Genomic DNA, 19,103 nt, shown 5'->3' with positions numbered 1-19,103 from the left:
TTTGGTGGTGGACAGAAGGGGGTCATGGTGATGATGGTCGGTGACGGACTGCATGCCGACTGAAAGACCGCTGCAAGAAGGACCGGGGCGGCGATTTCATCGGTGCCAAAGGTGGGTAGCTTTCGTGTAGTGCCGACATTCGAGGCCATTCTGTGCAGCTTAAAATCTCAATCGGCCAGCATAATAATTTGCGGTTGTTCGCTGGGCTCACGGGGTGTCCTTGGATTCTACCCAACCGTGCTGCACCCCGATCAGAACCGCTCCTGAACCACGAAGCGAGCCGCCTTGTGGTTCGCTCTCCAGGGCTGGGCGACCGTGGTCACTCGCTGGGCATTGGGTTCAGGATCGTTAAGGGTCAGCTTTGGTTCCAAAGGCATCTCACCTTCCTTCGTCCCCTTCGGGGAAGAAGATCGGCGTCCACAGTTCGTGGTCCAAGCTGTAGTACTCTTCGCCCAGGTTGAAGGCCGCGCTGCGGCTGGGGTCTTCGATGTCGGTGATCACCCAGTCCCCCGAGCGCACTGACGCATCCCACTCCAGGCGCATCCCGTGGATGTAGGACCGGGCGAAGGCTGCGCTCTCGCCGTCGCTGACCTCCTCGTTCGCCAGTACCCACACGTCGACTGTGTCGGCGTCGACCTCATCCCAGGACACGCCGATGGGCTCGATGTAGTAGTGGGAGCTCGGCGCGGGGAAGGCCTCGCGGTCGAAGCTCCCGCCGGGCGGCAGGTAGTCCTCGATGTCATCGGCGCGCAGGGGGAAGAGCCACTCGCCGACGTCGGCGTCGGGGTCTGCGGTGTCGGCGTAGGCGTCGAAGGCCAGGGCGAGCGTTTGGGCGTCGTTGGTGGACAGGGCCTGGAGGTAGACGATGGCCATGGACGCGGCGCCCTCGGGGCTGTGGGGGAAGCCCACCGGGAAGCGGTTGTGGGCCATGTCCTGTCCGGCCAGCGGCACAAAGTTCTCCCCGACAGAGGAGGGCGCAGGGGCGGTGGGTTCGGGGGTGAGCTCGGTGCCCGAGGGGGGAATCTGTCCGCCGCCGATGCGAACCACGAGCCAGGTGGCGGCCACTGTTGTCACGAGGAGCAGTACTCCAAGTGGTAGGTAGAGGCGGTAGCGAGAGCGGGTGACTTTGTTTGGAAGCTGAGCGGGCATGCGTATCAGCCCGCCAGCCGAGAGATTACAGCGAACTCGGTGTCACGGACGTAGGCAACAACCGCGCCGGGGGAGGCATCTACGACCTCGACTGTGTGGAATCCGCTGACGCGGCGGGCGGTATTGGCCTTGTGGGTTGAGCGGGCTCGGGCGAGGCAGACGGGGCCCATGTCGCCCCCGCTCAGGCGTGAACCCAGGTGGTAACTGCAGATCTGTGGAGGATCGGTGGAGGGCAGGAGTTCCACGGAGGCCCTTTCGTGCCGCGACCTGAAGGAGCTTGTAATGCCAGAGGTCCAGAGGTGTCTTCGGGAGTAAAGGAGCTTCGGTTGGATCGCTATCGCATGTGGTGAATCATGGGGGTTCAGAGTGCTTCCCGCATCATGACACTTGTGGAGTGTCCATGGCCTGCGGGGCAAGGGGCCGCAGTGAAACTGGCCATATATGGCCTGTGGGGCGGGTAGGGCGTGCCCCGGTCTTGTGGTGCCTACGCGACAGCGTCGGGGCGGCCGTGAGCCGTTGGCGGGCGGACGCAGGGGCACGCCGCCACGGGTCCGCGCGGTCACGGAACGGCAAAGTGCTCCGCGAGGTGGCCCTCCACCTGTACTGGCCCTTGCACTGCGGAGCACACGGGGAGCATTTCAGGCCCCGATCCGGGCCCGGCGCCTCGTCTGTTCGACTCGCGCACCCCGTCTGACCTGGGGTTTTGTGGCGCACCCGGCAGGATTCGAACCTGCGACCATCGGATTAGAAGTTCGCTGGTTTCGTGCTTCTACGTGCCACAGGGTGCCGTTTCGTCCCTATCCATCCGATCACCACCATCGTTTCGTGTTAAGAGGTGTCGCCCGGTGTCGCCCCAGTCCGGAACTGCGGAGCACAAACGGAGCACACACCGGCCCCTAGTGGCGTCCGATGGCACCTCATGAGGTCCTCGCCTATCGGATCAGGATGCCATGTAGTCCAGGGCGAACCCGAGGAAGAACAGGGGGATCGCGACTCGGCGCACCCACTTCTCGATCCCCTCTCGTGCCAGGGCATGACCGACCCAGCCAGCGATGCGCTCAGCGTTGGCTCCAAGCAGTGATGAAACGAAGCCGACAAGGAGCGCCCACCTCAGGTTGTAGTCCGGGGAGGTGAAGTCGTTCCGCTGCCAGGCAAGCACTTCCGCTACTACACCGAGAGCCAAGCCCATGGCGAACAAGGCAGTGATCACACCGCGCTTTAGCTTGGGGTCGGTGCTTGCCTTTTGGCTCCACGCGATGAGTCGTTCAGGGCCAATGACATCAAGGACGATGGTGGTTCCGGCGAGGAACGCGAGAAGCTTCCCTAGCCTGGCGAGCCACAGCACGGACAGGCCGTGGATGGTGTGGTCGGTGAGTTGTTGACCTGACCACCACAGGGTCCAGGCCTCGGCGAGCGTGATGTCCACGTCGGGAAGGTAGTGGGCTGGGTGCGTCTTGTGGGTCGGGTTGGCCGGTAACGGCCATGCCTGTGTCTGACCGCTATCTCGGCTGTGGAACACCCTGACCAGTCGGGAAGTCATTCACTTTCTGGACTGTATGAGGGCGGCTCAGGTGTCCTGCCCGTGAGACGCGTCTTGTACCGAGCGTGTGTGCTGGGATCGCCTGCCGGCACTCGGGTGGCTGAGACCCGCCGTGCCCTTCGTTCGAGACGGCTGAACCTCGGATCCGCCAGCCAGCTCGGCTTTGCACTCGGGCCATGCCGCGAACCCTGTACCTGGTGTTGACCGGAGCACCCGCACCGGAGGGAGTGGTTGAACTCGTCCAGGCCCTGCAAGGCCATGACTGGCAGGTGACGGTGCTGTCCACCCCCACCGGCGCCGACTTCCACGGCCCCGCCCGCTTGGAGGAGGTCACCGGCGACCCGGTCCGCGTGAGGTTTCGCAGACCCGGCCAGGGCACGCCCTTGCCGCTCGCCGACGCGGTGCTGGCCTGCACCCTGACCTTCAACTCCACCAATAAGTTCTCCCAAGGCTTGGCCGACAACTTCGCGAACGCCCTGCTGTGCGAGATGGCCGGATACGGGGTGTCCACCGCGGTGGTGCCCCACTGCAAACCCCAACTGGCGTCCCCCGGCGTTCACCCGCTCCCTGGACACCTTGGGCTTCATGGACGCGGTCACCGTCCTGCACGACCACGACGCCCCTTACGAGGACCGTCTGCCGTCCTGGCGGCAAGTCATCGACACCGTGAACAGCCTCTGAGAAGGCACGCCGTGGGCCCTGCCACCCGAGGCCAGAATGATTATCGCCCGCCGGTAGTGCACGGTGTTGGTGTTGCCTCGGTGGACGATGCGCTGGAGTGTCTGGTCTTCGGGCAGGGCGATTCTGCGGGCTTGGACAGGTTCGACCACCGGATGCCTTCCATAGGGTGGAACTTGTTGTCGCGTCCCACCCTGTCAGGGGTCACGGACCCGGTGAACCTTTCTGGTTAACCCACCAATGGCTGACTGTCTGTACCCCGATGGAATAGAGGTTTAGCGGGTATTCTTGGACCAGCGTTTCCAGAAGCGCCATGGTGATTGTTGTCGTGTTCGGGCGGAAAGCTGTTCCGCGATGGTGAGAGCGAGAGGGTCACCGATGTTCTGGAACTTCTGTACAGCCTGTTCATGGGCATGATGTGCTTCTTCTCGGCGCCCGACCGACGCCAAGGCGACGGCAAGGTTGTTCCATGCTGCGGCCTCACCGTGATCGTTGCCAACCTGGCAGCAGTGGGCGAGGTAGTGAGTGTGGGCATCTATAGCCTCGTCGAATCGACCGACCCGCTGGAAGGCGTTGCCCAGGTTGCCCCAGGCCTTGGCCTCGCCGCAGGTGTCCCCGCAGCGCTGGTGAAGGTCGCGTGCGCGGATGTGGGCGTCGATAGCCTCATCCAGGCGGTCGATTTCCTGGAGTGCCAAACCGAGTTCGTTCGTGACGAGGGCTTCACTTCGGACATCGTTCATCCGCTGGTTCAGGTCCTGGGCATGGACGAAGAAGGTGACGGCCTCCTCCAAACGATGGGAATGGGCCGCGGCCAAACCAAGGTTGCGCCATGCCGTGGCTTCACCGTGGATGTCGACGATCTCGTGGAACAGGTCGCGTGCGCGGATGTGGGCGTCGATGGCTTCGTTGAAGCGGCCCGCCTCCGCCAGAGCCACACCGAGATTGGTCCATGCTAGAGCTTCGCCGTCGACATCATCGAGTTCGTGGTGGAGGTCGCATGCATGGGTGAGGACATCGACCGCCTCCTCGAGCCTTGCCGCTTGGCGCAGAGCCGATCCGAGGTTCATCGAAGACGAGGCTTCGTTGTGATCATCGCCAACCTGGCGGAAAAGGCCGCGTGCGTGGGTCAGGGTTTCGATGGCCTCCTCTGTTCGCTGGGACTGGCACAGAGCGGCACCGAGATTGCCCCAGGCCATGGCCTCACCCCGGATGTCGCCGAGATGGAGGCACAGGTCGCGTGCGCGACCCAGAACGGTGATGGCGTCTTCGTACCGCCCCAATTCCCGGAGAGTGAAGCCGAGGTTGTTCCAGGCCATGGCCTCGCCATGGGTGTCACCGATCTGCTGGAACAGGTCGCGTGCGCGGGTGTGGGCGCTCTCGGCCTCCTCGAATCGTCGCATTCTCAGCAGAATGCCGCCGAGCTTGTTCCACGCCACGGCCTCACGGTCAGCGTGGCCGATCTCATTCGCGGCTTGGCGGCCCAGGGTGAGCACGACGACGGCCTCCTCGAATCGGTGCCGCAGCTCCAAGTAGTCCTTGAGCGCGAAGGCCAGAGCGACGGGCGTAGAGGTGAGGCCGATATCCCGGGCGGTGTGTGCGGCGGCGATGAGGTTGTTGAGTTCGGAGTCCAGCCACACCAACGCCGTTTCACGACTCGGGAACATCTCCGATGGAGCGGCCCCCGGCGTGGGGAACAGATGTTCATCGGCCGCCGAGGCCGTGATGGCGTAGAAGCCCACCAGCTGCTTCACGTTCCGTTCCCGCAGGTCCGCCTGATCGGGTCCCAGGGGGAGGGTCCGCGCGTGGTCGGCGAGCAGGTCATGCATCGACCACCGATCCTCCGGGTGTCCGGTGAGCAGGTGGGCTGCGGCCAGGTCCTCCAGCACCTCCTCCACTCGATCCGGTTCCAGGCCGGTGAGGTATATCGCGGCCAGGGTGGAGATGTCGGTCCCGGGGTTAGATCCGAGCAGTGCGAACGCCCGCACCCGATCCGCCGGCAGATGGTCCAGGGAGGTTGTGAAGATTGTCGGAAGGTCGTCGCGGTCGTCCGTGAACGTCGAAGCGACGGCCAACCGCTGTGCGAGCCGACCGGGTTTCAAGTAGGGGGTGCGAGCGAGCAGGGCAGCGGAGATCTTGAGCGCCAACGGCAGGAAACCGCACCGTTGCGCGAGAGTGCTCAACCCTGCTTCGTCCCGTGAACGGTGATCATCGGAGCCTAGCCTGGTCGCGACCAGCTCCACGGCCTCGTCTTCGGAGAGAAGGTCCAAGGACAGGGGGCGGTGGCCATCCATAGTCAGGCGCCCACGAGAGGTGACCAAGAGCCGATGTCCACCCGGCCCGGGCAGGAGGGGTTCGATCTGGGCTAGGTGGTGGGCGTTGTCAGCCACGACCAACACTGGCCGACCTTCCGGGTCCTTATGGGACAAGGACTGCAATGCGGACCGATAAAACCCAGACCGCTCTCCGGGGTCCACAGGGATCCCGTCGGGATCTATGCCCACCTGCCGTAGCAGGGTATCCAGTGCGGCTGTGGCCTTGACGGGTGTCGTCCCTGGGGTGAAGCCGTGCAGGTCTACGAACAGTTCCGCGCAGAACCATCCCTTCCCACGGGCGATGCCCGCAGCGTGCAAGGCCAACGCGGTCTTCCCGATCCCGCCCATTCCCGAAAGGGCCGATACCATCACCGCACCCGACCCGTTCGGGTTATCCGCGTCACTCGTTGGATCCAGCCGTCTCAGAAGTTCTTCCGTCTCCTGGCAGCGTCCGATGAATCCGCGTGGCGCCGACGGCAGACTGTGCGGCGCCTCGGTTTCGAGCCCGGTGGAGGGGTGGTGGTGTTCCTCTTTGCCGACGACCTTGCCGTAGAAGGTGCCGCCAGAGAAGTCGATGCGATCCGACCGAGGATTGAGACCGGTCATGAGCGGTTAGGGCCGTTCAGAGGGCTCGGCCAGGGATGGTGTTCCTCTTTGCCGACGACCTTGCCGTAGAAGGTGCCGCCAGAGAAGTCGATGTGGTCGCCCTCGTAAGCGGTGTTGCTGACCCCGCCCTCGATCCGACCGGCCTGGACGACGGACCCCGTCACATTGCTGTGGCTCGCGTTGACAGTGCCCCCAGTGCCGGGGCGATCGGGAGAGGCAGAGGGACTACACAACGCCCACACACTGGAAACCAGCGCGGCCACCGCGATGGCCAGCGAGGCGATTCCGGCTAGTTGGTTGAGCTCATTCAATCCCAAACTTAGGTTCGGGAACAGGTACGGCAGCGCCCACACACCCGAGAGCACGACCGCGATGATGACTAGGAGTACCACCCATTTCCACCGCATGAAGGTATTGTTCCCTGTTCCAGGCGCCAGGGGTAGCCGTTCGCCGGAACCGGCCAGGGCCCAGGGTTCTCCGGCTCCATGGGACCGTCGCTTAACCTCCCCAGGTTGTTCAGAGGCTGGTGTGTCCCGTGTCTTCAGAGTTCGGTTGCTGGACTCTGTGGTGTGTGTCGGGATCGCCTCCCGTCACTCACTTGGCGCACTCCTCCTCCACGATCGGCCTATGCCTTGTGGTCATGGGGCAACAGAGCCGATCCGGCATAGCCTTGGGCCTGTGGCCCACACCGAAGACTTCCTCCAGCGTGCCGCTCGCGCTGTCAGCGTTGCCGCCCGGATCCTGGGGGTTCCCGCTTCACGGACTGGCAGTCCTCCCGAGCTTGTCCGGATGGGAGAACGAGCGGTGTACCGGCTCTGTGACGGTGACGTGATCGCCCGCGTTGAGCGCTCCACGGACAGGTGGGAGGCGGCCGACCGAGAAGTACGAGCCGCTCGCTGGCTTGCCGAGCAGTCCCTCCCGGTGACCCGTCCCCTCAGCGGGAGACAACCCGTCCTGGCCGAGGGCCTCCTCGTCACCCTCTGGGAAGGGGTTCAAGGCGAATGGACCGTCCCACGGGAACTGGCCCGGCTGCTGCGCACCCTGCACCACCTCACCCCACCACCGTCGCTCGGCCTACCTGACCTGGACCCCTTCCACCGCGTGGCCGAACGCATCGACACCGCCCCCGGGCTCGACACCGCCCAGCGCGATCTGCTCCGCACACACCAGCAGGACCTCGCCGCCCGCTGGCCCACGGTCACACCCGCTCTCGGCACACACGTCATCCACGGTGACGCCAACATCGGCAACGTCCTGGCCACCCCCCAGGGGGTCGTGCTCTTCGACCTGGACGGCATCTGCTGGGGCCCACCCGAATGGGATCTGGTCCTCACCGCCCTGTACCGGGACCTGGACTGGCACACCGACACCGAGTACGCCGATTTTTGCGACGTATACGGGTTCGACGTCACCTCCTGGGACGGCTACCCCCTCTACAAACAGGTCGGGGAGCTGCGGATGATCACTTGGCTTGCCCAGAAGGGCGGAGAGAGCCCCGAGATCGACGCTGAGATCGCTCGGCGGATCGCCGACCTCGCTGAGCCTCGGCGCCAGCGCACCTGGAATCCCTACTGACCCGCGGATCCCACAACCTTCGCCGCCCGGGCCTGCTGAAGGAACCGATCCGCCTCCGGCTGCCCCCGATAAGCGCGCACACTATCGACGAACGTGTCCAGGTACCCCGCGCACCTGGCCGAGGACGTCGCCTGCACCTGCGGCACGACCGCCGCACCGAAGTGGCAGGCCTCCTCGACCTCGCCCTGTCCGAGCATCGCGGACGCCAGCACGACCCGGGTGAAGACCCGGCTGCGCGCGTACTCCTGACCACGGGAGGCGGTCAGGCTGTGCTCGGCCGACCGTCGAGCTGCACGGGATTCCCCCAAATCCCGGTGGCAGTGGGCCACTTCATCGGAGTACTCCGCTTGGTCGAAGTACCCGATCCACGCCGGATCGGCATCGGGGTCGCGTTGGTTGAAAGCTTGCTCGGCGTGGCCCATCGCCCGAGAACACGCGCCCTCGTCCCTCAGAGATGCATGGGCGCGCGCTTCCATCATCAGGAACTGCGCCCGCAGAGTCGCCGTCGCCCGATTCCCGGCTCCGGTCAACGCCGCTCGCGCCAGATCCCGAGCTTCGGTATAGGAGCCCACGTAGTTGGCCTGGTGGCTCATGGCCGACAATACACTCGCCCCTAGCAGGCGATCTTCGGCATGGTTCGCCAGGTCCAAGGCCTGCACGAAGTAGCGTCGGGCCGTTCCGTTGCGCTGGGCATCGTAGGACATCCACGCCAGCGAGAGCACGAACTCCGCAGACGCCGCGAACACCGATCGCCCTGTACTGCTCGGGTATGACGTACGCAGCAAGGGGACCACCGTGCCGCTGAGGTACTGCGTGGCGGCTATCCGCGTGTGGTCGCCGCCGAAGCGGTTGTCCAGGCTTGCGAACGCAGCCGCGGCAGCACGAATACTCGCTGCGGGACCTTTCTCGCCTCGGAACCCCTCAGAACCGGACGGGGTGTGGGATACCAACCACGACAGTACGGCCGAACTGATCGCTGAATAGGGCGGTTGTGCGTCCGCTCCGGGGATTTCCTCCAGGTCCAGCCGGGTCACCCGTTCGAGAACCGAAGCGGTCTGCTGACCGGAGCCGTTCAGCCCCAAACCGAGTTCAGGCGGGAAGCGTTCCATCGTCGGCCCAGGGATGTCGTACCCGCAAGTCAGACCCTCCAGCACACGCTGGACGGTCTCCCGCTTGCGCAACTCGCGCTGTCCGCTCAGGACTCGGGAAACCATGGCCTGCGACAGGTCACCCATCCGCGCGATGGCATCCTGAGCCAGTTCTGTATGCCTCAACAGAAGGCGAATTAGCATGTTGGCGTCCTGGTCGGCCACAGCCTGCCGCACTTGAGGCATGCGCCAAAAACGCGCAGGGACGCAAGAACAGTCGTCGCTGCGGTGACGGCCGCAATTTCCGCAGAGCACGGGCGCCTTCCACTGGAGACCTCGGGGCGTCGGATGGCACAGAACACTACGCGGGCCGCATACCGACCGACCATGACTGACTTGTCATAACCACTATGCCCGCACAGTCATGGGGTTGTCAGCGTTTTCTCTCAACAGTGGCCCCATGACCCCAGCGAGAACGTCTGAGATCGGTCCGGTCGTTGCGCGAAGTGCGCATCGAGTACTTCCCGGGCCTCCACACAGCACCCAGACCCATGCTCACTGCGATTCCCTGCAACCTTCGAAGACTGAACCGAGGACAACGGAGACACGAGGGGACGATCACAGCAGGCCTGTTGTGCATGCTCCGCGTGGATCGAGTGAGTTCGGTCCGTTGCTGCCCCCTCCCCGGGCCGATGATCCGGTGGGGCACGGGTACACCGCCGTGCAGGTGGTGCGGTTGGCGGTGTGGGCGGCCCGGGAATGCCGATGGGTGGACGCCATGGACCCCGCGCACCGCGCGGAGACCGCCTGGGAGGCCATCACCGAACACCTCCAACTCGCCTCCGAACGCCCGGAGGAGACGGAGCTGATCGCCCTGGGCTGGAAGGCGATGAAGGCCCAGCACTACCAGGACCTCAAGGTCCGTGGCTTGGGCGGCAAGGACAAGACTCTGCTCTCCCGAGCGTTCGTGCGCTACTGGACCAGCGCCTCGGCCCCCGCCCACTCCCACGAGGACCACATCGTCGACCGCCTGGCCCTGGCCCAAATCTGGACCGCACTGAAACCAGCCCACCGCCAGGTCCTCACCGCCTTGGCCGAACACGAGGACCGACGCCGCGCCGAACGTTCGCTGAACATGGACCCGCCTGCCTTCACCCGCGCGCTGGGGCGGGCCCGCCGCGCGTTCCTGGCTCTGTGGCACGAGGGCGAGACCCCCTCCCAGCTGTGGGGTTACGACCGGCCCGGGGCCCGGCATCAGAACGTGATGTACCTGGTTCGGCTGCGCAAACGCCGAGCCCTGCAACGCAAAGCCCAAGCAGAGGTCCTCTCCCGCCGACATCTCCCGCCCTAGGACCTGGAAGTGAACGACGCCTTCGACCGGTCCGGGCGCACGCGTGGCCAGCAGTGACGGACGCCCAGCGAATAGGGGCGGGACGTATTTCGTGGTTGGGGTTGCAGGCGCTCGCCCACCCAAGGGAACATCGACCACCCTCAGCGAATAGGGCACCTATTCATTGGGCTTTGGGGTGTTTTGCGAATAATTGTGCGGTGTGGGTGAGAAGCGCAGTTTCGGGAGCGTACGACCTCGGGGCCATTGACACTCACCCGCGACGTCACAGGAAGAACCGGCCTCGTTCACGAGGCCACTGACAAACATGACGAAGGGTGCCCCGAACCGGTGCTGCGAACACCGGCCCGGGGCGTGATTCCCACCTGACTACAGCAGGAGGAAATCGTGGAGAAGCATAGCGGGCGACACCGCAGGCGCCGCCAGGGTTGGGGCGAACAGATGCGCTGGGTCCTCGGAGTGGTGCTCGCCGCGCTGTTCTGCGGCCCCACCGGCCCGAGTGCACGATCGGCGGCCGATGTCCGCCCACCGCTGCCCTTGCGGAGTGCGCGAAAGGACCGCGAACCAGCCTCGGTACGGGCTGCGGCCAAGGAGCGTACGGATGTTCCTCGGCCCCGGCCTGGAGAGGAACAGCCGAGGGAGGCTCAGGTGCGGGTGCCGCCACAGCGAACTCCGTACACGGGACCGCGTGGATGGTGTGAGGACGACGAGGGAGTGCGCGGGGTGCGCCCCTATCTCGCTCGGCACGAGGACCGCGTCGTCCGCACGTCTACCAGGGAAGGCGTGCAGGCGAACCGAGGTGGGGAAGCGGCGGGTGGTCGAGGCCCGGAGGCATCACTGCCTTCTGCTCCTGGGGGCGGTGACGGAGGTGAGTTCGCTGAGCTGGCCCATCTGGTGCGGCGCTGGCAGGCGATCTCCACCTGAGGAGTAAGAACCCACGCCGGTGTGGTGCTGACCGTGGTTACGGGGGTGGCGCCACCCCGGCCTCACGTGGCGGAGACCAGAAGAACCCTGTGTCAGGGCGTGGGCCGTTGAAAGACCTGTGACTCCGCCTGTGCCTCCGCCCATGGGCGGGCCGCTTTGATCGGCCCACCTCACGAGCTTTATCAGTGCAGGTGGAAGCCGCTCCGGGCGGACTCTTGGAAAGCCAGACTTATACCCAGTGAGTAGTCCCCTTCACGTAGGCGGGTGGCCCCGCCCCGAGAAGCGAAGCGGAACCGCCCGCCTACGGGTACCTTAAACTACAAACACTCTTGTTGGAGGAGCACTCATGAATATTGCCGTCCTGTTCGGAGGTACCAGTGAAGAGCGAGAGGTATCGATCGCTTCTGCGTCAAAAGTGGTACGGGCGCTTCGGGATAAGGGACACAACGTAACCGCCATAGATAGCGCGACCGGGCGTCTGACATCTGCACAGGATCGCGAGCTGACCGCGCTCTCCGGGGTGCGTGAACAGCCGACCGAAAGCAGCCTTTTGTCCCTTCGTTCACGTTCGAACGCGATAGCGTTCGGGAACACAATGGGGGAGTTCGATGTCGTGTTCATCGCGTTACACGGAGGTTCGGGCGAGGACGGTCACGTACAGGCCCTGCTTGAGCTCCTGGGTGTGCCATTCACGGGCTCATCGAGTGTCTCCAGCGGGCTGGCGATGGACAAGGATATCTCTAAGCGTCTCGCGGAGCAGGGTGGAGTTCGAACACCGAGCTGGCTCATGAACGAGACGCACTTCCCAACCGTTGCGGCCTCACTGGGTCTCCCGGTGATCGTGAAGCCCAACACCCAGGGTTCCAGCGTCGGCCTGCAGATCGTGCGGGAAGAAAAAGGCTTCTCATCGGCGATCGTGAACGCGGCTCGGTACGGTGAGGTCATGATCGAAACGTATGTTTCCGGTCGGGAGTTCACAGTCAGCGTCCTGGATGACACTCCGCTCCCAGTAGGAGAGATCATCACGGACAACGGACGGCTCTTCGACTACGAGTCGAAATACCAGGCGGCGGGGGCTACTGAAGTCTTCCCGGCGCAGATCAGCGCAGACCTGGCTGCTGAGCTGCAGGCGGCAGCGTTGAAAATCCACCATTTGTTCAAACTCGACGGATACAGCCGCAGCGACTTCCTCGTGGACGACGAAGGTGTTGTCTGGTTCATGGAGGTCAACACGCTCCCGGGACTTACATCCCAGAGCCTCCTGCCGAAGGCGTTGGAGCCTGCCGGAATTACATTCGGTGACTTTTGCGACCGCATCGTTGAGCTTGCACTGCTGAAGGCCGGGGGCCTCGGGCGATGACGTACCGATTCGGTCCCGGCGGCTCGCGACGCCAAGCCCACGATGACGTGCTCGTGTCAGTTGCGGTAATGACCCACCCGCGTGAGCGGCGCCCTCGAAGGTGATGCACGCCGGGACGTCAGCGGTCTTGGTCGTGCGGGTCTCGCGGTGGCCATGGCCCGTGCCGCGCATTGTGCGCGCGGGCACGTATTTCCAGGGCAGGTCCTTGGGCTGGGCGTACAGGTGCTTGTCGTTGGCCTTGGCGGTCAAGACGTAGTGGGCGCCCCCGGCGCGGACCGTGGCCGGGGTGTCGGCCTGGGTGGGCACCGTGCCGAGGGTGACGATGGCACCGACGATGTCGATGACCTGGAGCAGGTGGCCTTGGCGTGAGACGGGTGCGACGGTGAGAGCACCGGGGCTGGACGATGGCGCGCGCGGGCGTGTTCCTCGGATGGATGGCGGCGTGAAGAACGTCCAGCCAACCGGATCGGACACGCCCGAACCTGCTTGTCCCACCTACGAAGACGCAGGTCACATCCCCACTGCCCGACTTGTCCGGAGCCCTGGATCCGGGGCTCATGTCATCAGAACGTGGCGCGGAATATCCCGTGGGGTGAGGGGTTTCGGCTGGAGCAGCCATATGCGATCGGTGGGGCGACGGGGCGTGTCCAGGGGCGTAGCGTCGCGCGGCGGTGCCGGGGCGGCTGTGGGGAGCTGGTGGACGGACGCGGGGCGCCGTCGCCACGGTCACGCGCAGGCAAAGTGCTCCGCGAGGTGGGCCTCCACCTGTACTGGACCTTGCACTGCGGAGCACACGGGGAGCATTTCAGGGCCCGAAACACGACGAGGACCTCGTTCGAGGTCCTCGCACACCCCGTCTGACCTGGGGTTTTGTTGCGCACCCGGCAGGATTCGAACCTGCGACCATCGGATTAGAAGTCCGGTGCTCTATCCACTGAGCTACGGGTGCTCGATTCAATTGTGGCCCGCTACGGCAGGTCGTGATCACGCTGTGACACGTGGTCGCGGGTGGGTGTCGCGTGCCGGAGGCAGGGCGGGGGCCGCTCGGCGGGCCTGCGGTCGGGAGGACCCGTGCCGTGGTGCCGGTGGCGTCCCGGGCAGACATTCTAGGGTATTCGTCCGATGTCGCCCACAGGCGGGCAAAGCCTCATCAACTACGGTGATTCGTAGTTGCCTCTCGTTACCACGCGCGCTCCACCAAACCGGTCGCTATGGGCCTCGCGCACCACGTTACCGGTGATTAACTCCTGGTGCGGTGCTGTACCCCGGGCGTTTCGCGAAGTCCCGATGCCCAAAGTGGGGCGGGGAGTCAGAACATCCACCACTGACCTGCGGAAACCAACAGCGCGGTCAGCGCGGTCAGCATGAGGGGGCTCCTTACGGTCAGCCGCTTATTGCTCTTTGTGTATGTGTTATTACCCAGGGGGACAAACATGGTTTGCCGTGGTTTGGGAGTTGCGGGGGACTTCCTTGGCACGGCTAACGTGGTCGGGTGCGATCTCTGGGACTGGTGGCGGGCTTCCTGCTCGACAAGGCGGTGCCCGACCCGCGTAGGGGGCATCCGGTCGCCCTGTACGGGCGTGCCGCGGGATGGTGGGAGCGACGCGTCTACGGGGACTCGCGGGCGCGCGGGGTCCTGTTCACGGCCGGGGCCGTGCTCCCGGTGGTGGCCGCGGGTTCCGTGGTGCGGGGCGGCGCGGCGACGGCGGCCACGACGTGGGCCGTGCTCGGCGGCAGCATGCTGTGCCGGGAGGCCGAGCGGATCGCCGGGGCCCTGGAGGAGGGCGACCTCGCGCGGGCGCGGGGACTCCTGCCGAACCTGTGCGGCAGGGACCCCTCCGGGCTCGACGAGGCGGGGGTCGCCCGGGCGGTGGTCGAGTCGGTCGCGGAGAACACCTCCGACGCCGTGGTCGGCCCCCTGGTCTGGGGAGCCCTGGGCGGGGTCGCGGGTCTGGCGGGTTTCCGTGCGGTCAACACCCTCGACGCCATGGTCGGTCACCGCGACGAGCGCTACGAACGGTTCGGATCCGCCTCGGCGCGGCTGGACGACCTCGCCGGGTGGGGTCCGGCCCGGCTGACCGCGGTCCTGGCGGTGCTGACCGCGCCCGTGGTCGGCGGCGACGTGCGCGGGGCGTGGCGCGTGTGGCGGCGCGACGGTGACCGGCACCCGAGCCCGAACGCCGGGCAGTGCGAGGCCGCGTTCGCGGGAGCGCTCGGCAGGACCCTGGGCGGCGCCAATGTCTACGGGGGGCGCGAGGAGCGCCGCCCGGCGATGGGGGACGGGCCCCGGGCCGGGGTCGACGACATCCGACGGGCGGTCCGCCTCGCCCGGGCCGTCCACCTCGGGGCCCTGGCCGTGGCCGCTGCGGTGGCCCGGTAGCGCGCGCCGCGGGCGTCGGTGAACACCTGGTGCGGGGCTCCGGGGCGGCCGGGAGCGCCCCGGCCCCCGGGACCGCGGGCGCCTACCCCGGAAGCGGACGGCCGTCCGCTTCCGGGGCGGCGCCGGGCGCGGGCCCGACTCAGGTCAGGTTGCGCGCGTAGTTCACCTGCTGGTGGATCTGGCCCACCATGCCCGGGTGGGTCACCATGATCGTCGTGCTGTAGTGCCTGTCGTGCCCCTGGACGGTGACCTGCACGTGCCCGGTGGTCCTCTGCTCCTTGACCAGGAGGAAGAGCAGTCCGAGCAGACAGGTCCACCAGAAGACCAGGATGGCCACGATGATCGCCCAGGTGGGCGTGTTCCGTTCGGTGCGGCTCATGTCGTTCACCGTCCACACCGTTCCCCTGATCGGGAAGCGCCCGACGGGGGTGATCACGGTGTGCCGGGAGAACGCGATCTCTCCGATGGTGCCGAGGGGGACGTCCCCCTCGGGCTGGGGTTGGGGGGCGGCGGGCTGGTAGCCCCCGGTGGGGGAGCCGTAGGGTTCCAGGGCCCCGCCGCTGTGCTGCTGCGGGGGAAGGCCCCAGCCGGGGGTCTCGCCGTGGGGCTCGTGCCACCACGGTTCCCCTGGACGGGAGTTGGGGTACTCGCTCATGCGGCGATTGTGTCAAAGGGCGGGGAGGCCCAGAACCACTTCCCCGGTACCGGCACCGACCCGCCCGCCTGTCCGTCGGCCTGTCCGTCTGCCCGGTCCCGCCTGTCCGCCTGTCCGGTTCCGCCTGTCCGTCTGCCCGGTCCCGCCTGTGCGGTCCCGTTTCCCGGGCCCATTCCCGCTGCCGCCGCCCCCTCCCCGGCCCCTTCCAGCCGTACCGCTCCGCCTCCAGGGCCGTACCGCCCGGTTCCCAGGGCCGTTCCGACCGCGCCCACGGCCCCGCGGGCGTCGCGGCCGAGGGCCGTGGCCGGATGTGGCCACGCCCCGGCCCCCGTACCGGGCGCTTTCCCGTCGGCGCCCCGGAATTCGGGCTGCTTGTGGCGTGGGTCACTCCAAACCCGCCGGTTCTCTGGTACGGGGTCCTTCCGGCCCGCCCAAACGTGAATCTCTTTCGCGATTTCCCTACCCGTGCGTAGCATGCGCTCACCCATCGCCCGCACCCCCAGGTGGTGACAGCTCTTGTTCCCCTCGTTCAGAAGACGGCTACGCACCGGCGCCTCGGGTACCGCCCTGGCGGTGGCCGCGGCCACGCTCGCCGCCCTGCCCGCCGCCCCCCAGGCCCTCGCCGAACCGGAACCCGACTACTGCGCGCCCGGGGGGTGCAACGACATCCTTCCCCCCGGCCAGAACGGCAGCGCCACGCTCGTCGAGATCCTCGGCCACCAGGTCTTCGGCACCCGGCCGCGGCACTCCTCCAGCCAGCTGGACATGTACGACAACCTCGTCCACCACTACGACGGCCTCACCGAGGAAGGCCTGGACGACTTCTTCCTCGACGCCGGCTTCGGGGTCGACCCCGACGACGTGGGGCGCCGGTACCAGCCGCGCGACGACGTCACCATCACCCGCGACGCCGACCACGGCATCCCGCACGTCGAGGGCGCCACCCGCGAGGGCACCATGTTCGGCGCCGGATACGCCGCGGCCGAGGACCGCCTCTTCCTCATGGACGTGCTGCGCCGGGTCGGCCGCGGCGAACTCACCTCCTTCGCCGGAGGCGCCGAGGGCAACCGCGGGCTGGAACAGGACCTGTGGCGCAGCGCCCCCTACACCGAGGAGGACAAGCAGGCGCAGATCGACCGGGTCGCGGCCAGCGGAGAGCGCGGTGAACAGGCCCTCGCCGACGTCGACGCCTACCTGGAGGGCGTCAACGCCTACATCGAGGAGGCCGACGACAACCGCGACTTCCCCGGCGAGTACGTCCTGACCGGGCACAAGGACGCCATCACCAACGCCGGGGAGATCGAGCCCTTCACCCCGACCGACGTCGTCGGCATCGCCGCCATGGTGGGCGGCATCTTCGGCGGCGGTGGCGGCGGCGAGGTCCAGGCGGCCGTCGTGCTCGCCAACTTCCGGGACCGCTACGGAGCCGAGGAGGGCGCCGAGCTCTACCGCGCCTGGCGGATGGAGAACGACCCCGAGGCCGTGGTCAGCGTCGGGGGCGAGTTCCCCTACGGCGGCACCCCCGAGAACCCGGTCGGCGAGGCCGTGCCCGACCCCGGCTCCGTGGAGCCCTACGACATCGTCCACGACGAGCACGGTTCCGCGCTCAGCGGCGAGACCGCCGAGCAGCCCGCCCCCCTGGCGAGCACGGTGGAGGAGCCCGGGGAGGGAGCCGAGGCGCCCGCCGTCGAGGACCTGCCCGAGGAGCAGCGCGACGAGCTGGAACGGATGGTCGAGGACGGGGACCTGTCCGCGGTGGAGGGCGTGTTCAACGACGGCGTCCTGCCCGAGGGCTTCACCGACCCCCGCGGCATGTCCAACGCCCTGCTCGTCTCGGGCGAGCACACCGCGAGCGGCAACCCCGTCGCGGTGATGGGCCCCCAGACCGGCTACTTCTCCCCGCAGCTGCTCATGCTCCAGGAACTCCAGGGGCCGGGTGTCAGCGCGCGCGGCGCGTCCTTCGCGGGCGTGAGCTTCTACGTCCAGATGGGGCGCGGCGTCGACTACGCCTGGAGCGCCACCTCGGCGGGCCAGGACGTCACCGACACCTTCGCCGTCGAACTGTGCGAGACCGACGGGTCCGCGCCCACCACCGGGTCGCGCGCCTACGTGGACACCGCCGGGGACTGCGTGCCCTTCGAGGAGCTGAGCGTCACCAACGAGTGGTCGCCCACCGTCGCCGACGGCACGCCGGCGGGCGGCTACACGCTGACCTCCCTGCGTTCGGAGTTCGGCCTGGTGCACTCCTTCGCGACCGTGGACGGCGAGCCCGTCGCGTTCACGACGCGGCGCTCCACCTACATGCGCGAGGTCGACTCCATCATCGGCTTCCAGCGCTTCAACGACCCCGGCGAGATCACCTCGGCGCAGACCTTCACGGACGCGGCCGAGGACATCGGCTACGCCTTCAACTGGCACTACGTCGACGACGAGGACATCGCCTTCGTCAACTCCGGGGCCAACCCGGTCCGGACCGAGGGCACCAACCCCAACCTGCCCGTGGACGCCTACTCCGACGCGGGCTGGTCCGGCTGGGACCCCGCCACCAACGGCGCCGACTACCACCCGCAGGAGGACCACCCGCAGGCGATCAACCCCGACTACATCGTCAACTGGAACAACAAGCCCGCCCAGGGCTACACCTCGGGCTGGGCCACCGGACCGGTGCACCGCGGCGATCTCATCGACGGCCGCGTCTCCGCGCTGGTCGCCGACGGGCACGAGTTCACCACCGCCAGCCTGACCCGGGTGATGATGGAGGCCGGGGTCGCCGACCTGCGCGCCCAGGAGGTCCTCCCGCTCCTGCTGGAGGTGATCGGCGCCGAGGCCGTGGACGACCCCGAACTGGCCGCGGTCGTGGAGGAGCTGCGGCTCTGGCACGAGTCCGGATCCCTGCGCCGCGAGCCCTTCCGCGACGCCGGGTACTACTCCCACGCCGACGCCATCCGCACGCTGGACGCCTGGTGGCCGCTGCTGGTCCGGGCCCAGTTCGAACCGGGCCTGGGCGAGGACCTCTACACCCAGCTCACCAGGGCCGTGCAGACCGACGAGTCGCCCTCGGGCTCCATCGGGGGAGGCGAGCCCGGAAGCGTCAACCAGGCGCAGCCCCACCGGGGATCGGCGTTCCAGTACGGCTGGTGGTCCTACGTGGACAAGGACCTGCGCACGGTGCTCGGCCAGGAGGTGGAGGGCGGACTGGGCGAGGCCTACTGCGGTGGCGGCGACCCCGACGCCTGCCGTACGGTGCTGCTGGACACCCTGGCCCAGGCCGCGGACACCCCCGCGGCGGAGGTCTACCCCGGCGACGAGCACTGCGACCCGGGCGACCAGCTGTGCGCGGACACGGTGATCCACCAGGCGGTCGGCGGCATCAACATGTGGCCCATCGCGTGGCAGAACCGGCCCACGTACCAGCTCGTCTACCAGTTCTCCGGCGGACGGTAGGACGGGCGGAGCGGACGCGGCCCGCGGTGGCCCCGAGCGGGTGC

At 67.1% G+C, this 19,103-nt stretch carries 11 protein-coding genes, 1 tRNA gene and 1 pseudogene; 6 read left to right on the top strand and 7 right to left on the bottom strand.

Annotated features, from left to right (window positions below):
• Positions 1-378: 378 nt before the first annotated feature.
• Together UIS43_RS10930 and UIS43_RS10925 are read right to left on the bottom strand one after the other, a co-directional pair.
• A complete protein-coding gene (locus UIS43_RS10930) occupies positions 379-1,074 on the bottom strand; it encodes a hypothetical protein (RefSeq protein WP_156910850.1) in 696 nt (231 codons plus the stop codon).
• 1,015 nt (positions 1,075-2,089) lie between these two features.
• A complete protein-coding gene (locus UIS43_RS10925) occupies positions 2,090-2,575 on the bottom strand; it encodes a hypothetical protein (RefSeq protein WP_248771638.1) in 486 nt (161 codons plus the stop codon).
• A gap of 290 nt (positions 2,576-2,865) precedes the next feature.
• Between UIS43_RS10925 and UIS43_RS10920 the strand changes: the two are divergent.
• A pseudogene (locus tag UIS43_RS10920) lies at positions 2,866-3,370 on the top strand (flavoprotein).
• A 272-nt stretch (positions 3,371-3,642) separates the two neighbouring features.
• Here the strand turns inward: UIS43_RS10920 and UIS43_RS10915 are convergent.
• The gene (locus UIS43_RS10915; RefSeq protein WP_370013084.1) at positions 3,643-6,285 is read right to left on the bottom strand and encodes a tetratricopeptide repeat protein; all 2,643 of its coding nucleotides are present in this window, start codon (positions 6,283-6,285) and stop codon (positions 3,643-3,645) included.
• Positions 6,282-6,692, bottom strand: coding sequence for a hypothetical protein (locus UIS43_RS10910; protein WP_370013082.1), 411 nt, complete (start codon positions 6,690-6,692; stop codon positions 6,282-6,284). Before UIS43_RS10910 ends, UIS43_RS10915 begins: the two co-directional genes overlap by 4 nt.
• 382 nt (positions 6,693-7,074) lie before the next feature.
• Here UIS43_RS10910 and UIS43_RS10905 point away from each other — a divergent pair, with 382 nt between their 5' ends.
• Entirely contained in the window at positions 7,075-7,860 is a 786-nt protein-coding gene (locus UIS43_RS10905; RefSeq protein WP_370013081.1) for a phosphotransferase enzyme family protein, read from the top strand.
• On the opposite strand, the gene UIS43_RS10900 is transcribed toward UIS43_RS10905, so the two are convergent.
• A complete protein-coding gene (locus UIS43_RS10900) occupies positions 7,854-9,173 on the bottom strand; it encodes a hypothetical protein (protein ID WP_370013079.1) in 1,320 nt (439 codons plus the stop codon). The two genes, UIS43_RS10905 and UIS43_RS10900, sit on opposite strands and share 7 nt — an antisense overlap.
• Before the next feature lie 445 nt (positions 9,174-9,618).
• Here UIS43_RS10900 and UIS43_RS10895 point away from each other — a divergent pair, with 445 nt between their 5' ends.
• Together UIS43_RS10895 and UIS43_RS10890 are read left to right on the top strand one after the other, a co-directional pair.
• The gene (locus UIS43_RS10895) at positions 9,619-10,299 is read left to right on the top strand and encodes a hypothetical protein (protein WP_370013077.1); all 681 of its coding nucleotides are present in this window, start codon (positions 9,619-9,621) and stop codon (positions 10,297-10,299) included.
• Between the two features lie 1,267 nt (positions 10,300-11,566).
• Entirely contained in the window at positions 11,567-12,580 is a 1,014-nt protein-coding gene (locus UIS43_RS10890; protein WP_370013075.1) for a D-alanine--D-alanine ligase, read from the top strand.
• Between the two features lie 876 nt (positions 12,581-13,456).
• Here the strand turns inward: UIS43_RS10890 and UIS43_RS10885 are convergent.
• Positions 13,457-13,529, bottom strand: a tRNA-Arg gene (locus tag UIS43_RS10885).
• Positions 13,530-14,072: 543 nt separating this feature from the next.
• Between UIS43_RS10885 and UIS43_RS10880 the strand changes: the two genes are divergently transcribed.
• Positions 14,073-14,960: a cobalamin biosynthesis protein gene (locus UIS43_RS10880; protein WP_370013074.1), complete on the top strand. Its 888-nt coding sequence runs from the start codon at positions 14,073-14,075 to the stop codon at positions 14,958-14,960.
• A gap of 139 nt (positions 14,961-15,099) precedes the next feature.
• Here the strand turns inward: UIS43_RS10880 and UIS43_RS10875 are convergent, their stop codons facing one another.
• Positions 15,100-15,615, bottom strand: a complete 516-nt coding sequence (locus tag UIS43_RS10875) for a hypothetical protein (RefSeq protein WP_013154454.1) — start codon at positions 15,613-15,615, stop codon at positions 15,100-15,102.
• A gap of 516 nt (positions 15,616-16,131) precedes the next feature.
• Between UIS43_RS10875 and UIS43_RS10870 the strand changes: the two genes are divergently transcribed.
• On the top strand, positions 16,132-19,059 hold the full coding sequence (locus UIS43_RS10870; RefSeq protein WP_370013072.1) for a penicillin acylase family protein: 2,928 nt from the start codon (positions 16,132-16,134) through the stop codon (positions 19,057-19,059).
• Positions 19,060-19,103: the final 44 nt, after the last annotated feature.

Source organism: Nocardiopsis sp. LDBS0036, assembly GCF_041228755.1.
GTDB lineage: Bacteria > Actinomycetota > Actinomycetes > Streptosporangiales > Streptosporangiaceae > Nocardiopsis > Nocardiopsis dassonvillei.
This window is presented reverse-complemented; position numbering and strand designations above follow the sequence as displayed.

Bases quoted from the DNA above. Each gene is read 5' to 3' on its own strand.
- UIS43_RS10905 (WP_370013081.1), top strand. From the start codon at position 7,075: ATGGGAGAACGAGCGGTGTACCGGCTCTGTGACGGTGACGTGATCGCC.
- UIS43_RS10915 (WP_370013084.1), bottom strand. From the start codon at position 6,285: ATGACCGGTCTCAATCCTCGGTCGGATCGCATCGACTTCTCTGGCGGC.
- UIS43_RS10910 (WP_370013082.1), bottom strand. From the start codon at position 6,692: ATGCGGTGGAAATGGGTGGTACTCCTAGTCATCATCGCGGTCGTGCTC.
- UIS43_RS10890 (WP_370013075.1), top strand. From the start codon at position 11,567: ATGAATATTGCCGTCCTGTTCGGAGGTACCAGTGAAGAGCGAGAGGTA.
- UIS43_RS10875 (WP_013154454.1), bottom strand. From the start codon at position 15,615: ATGAGCGAGTACCCCAACTCCCGTCCAGGGGAACCGTGGTGGCACGAG.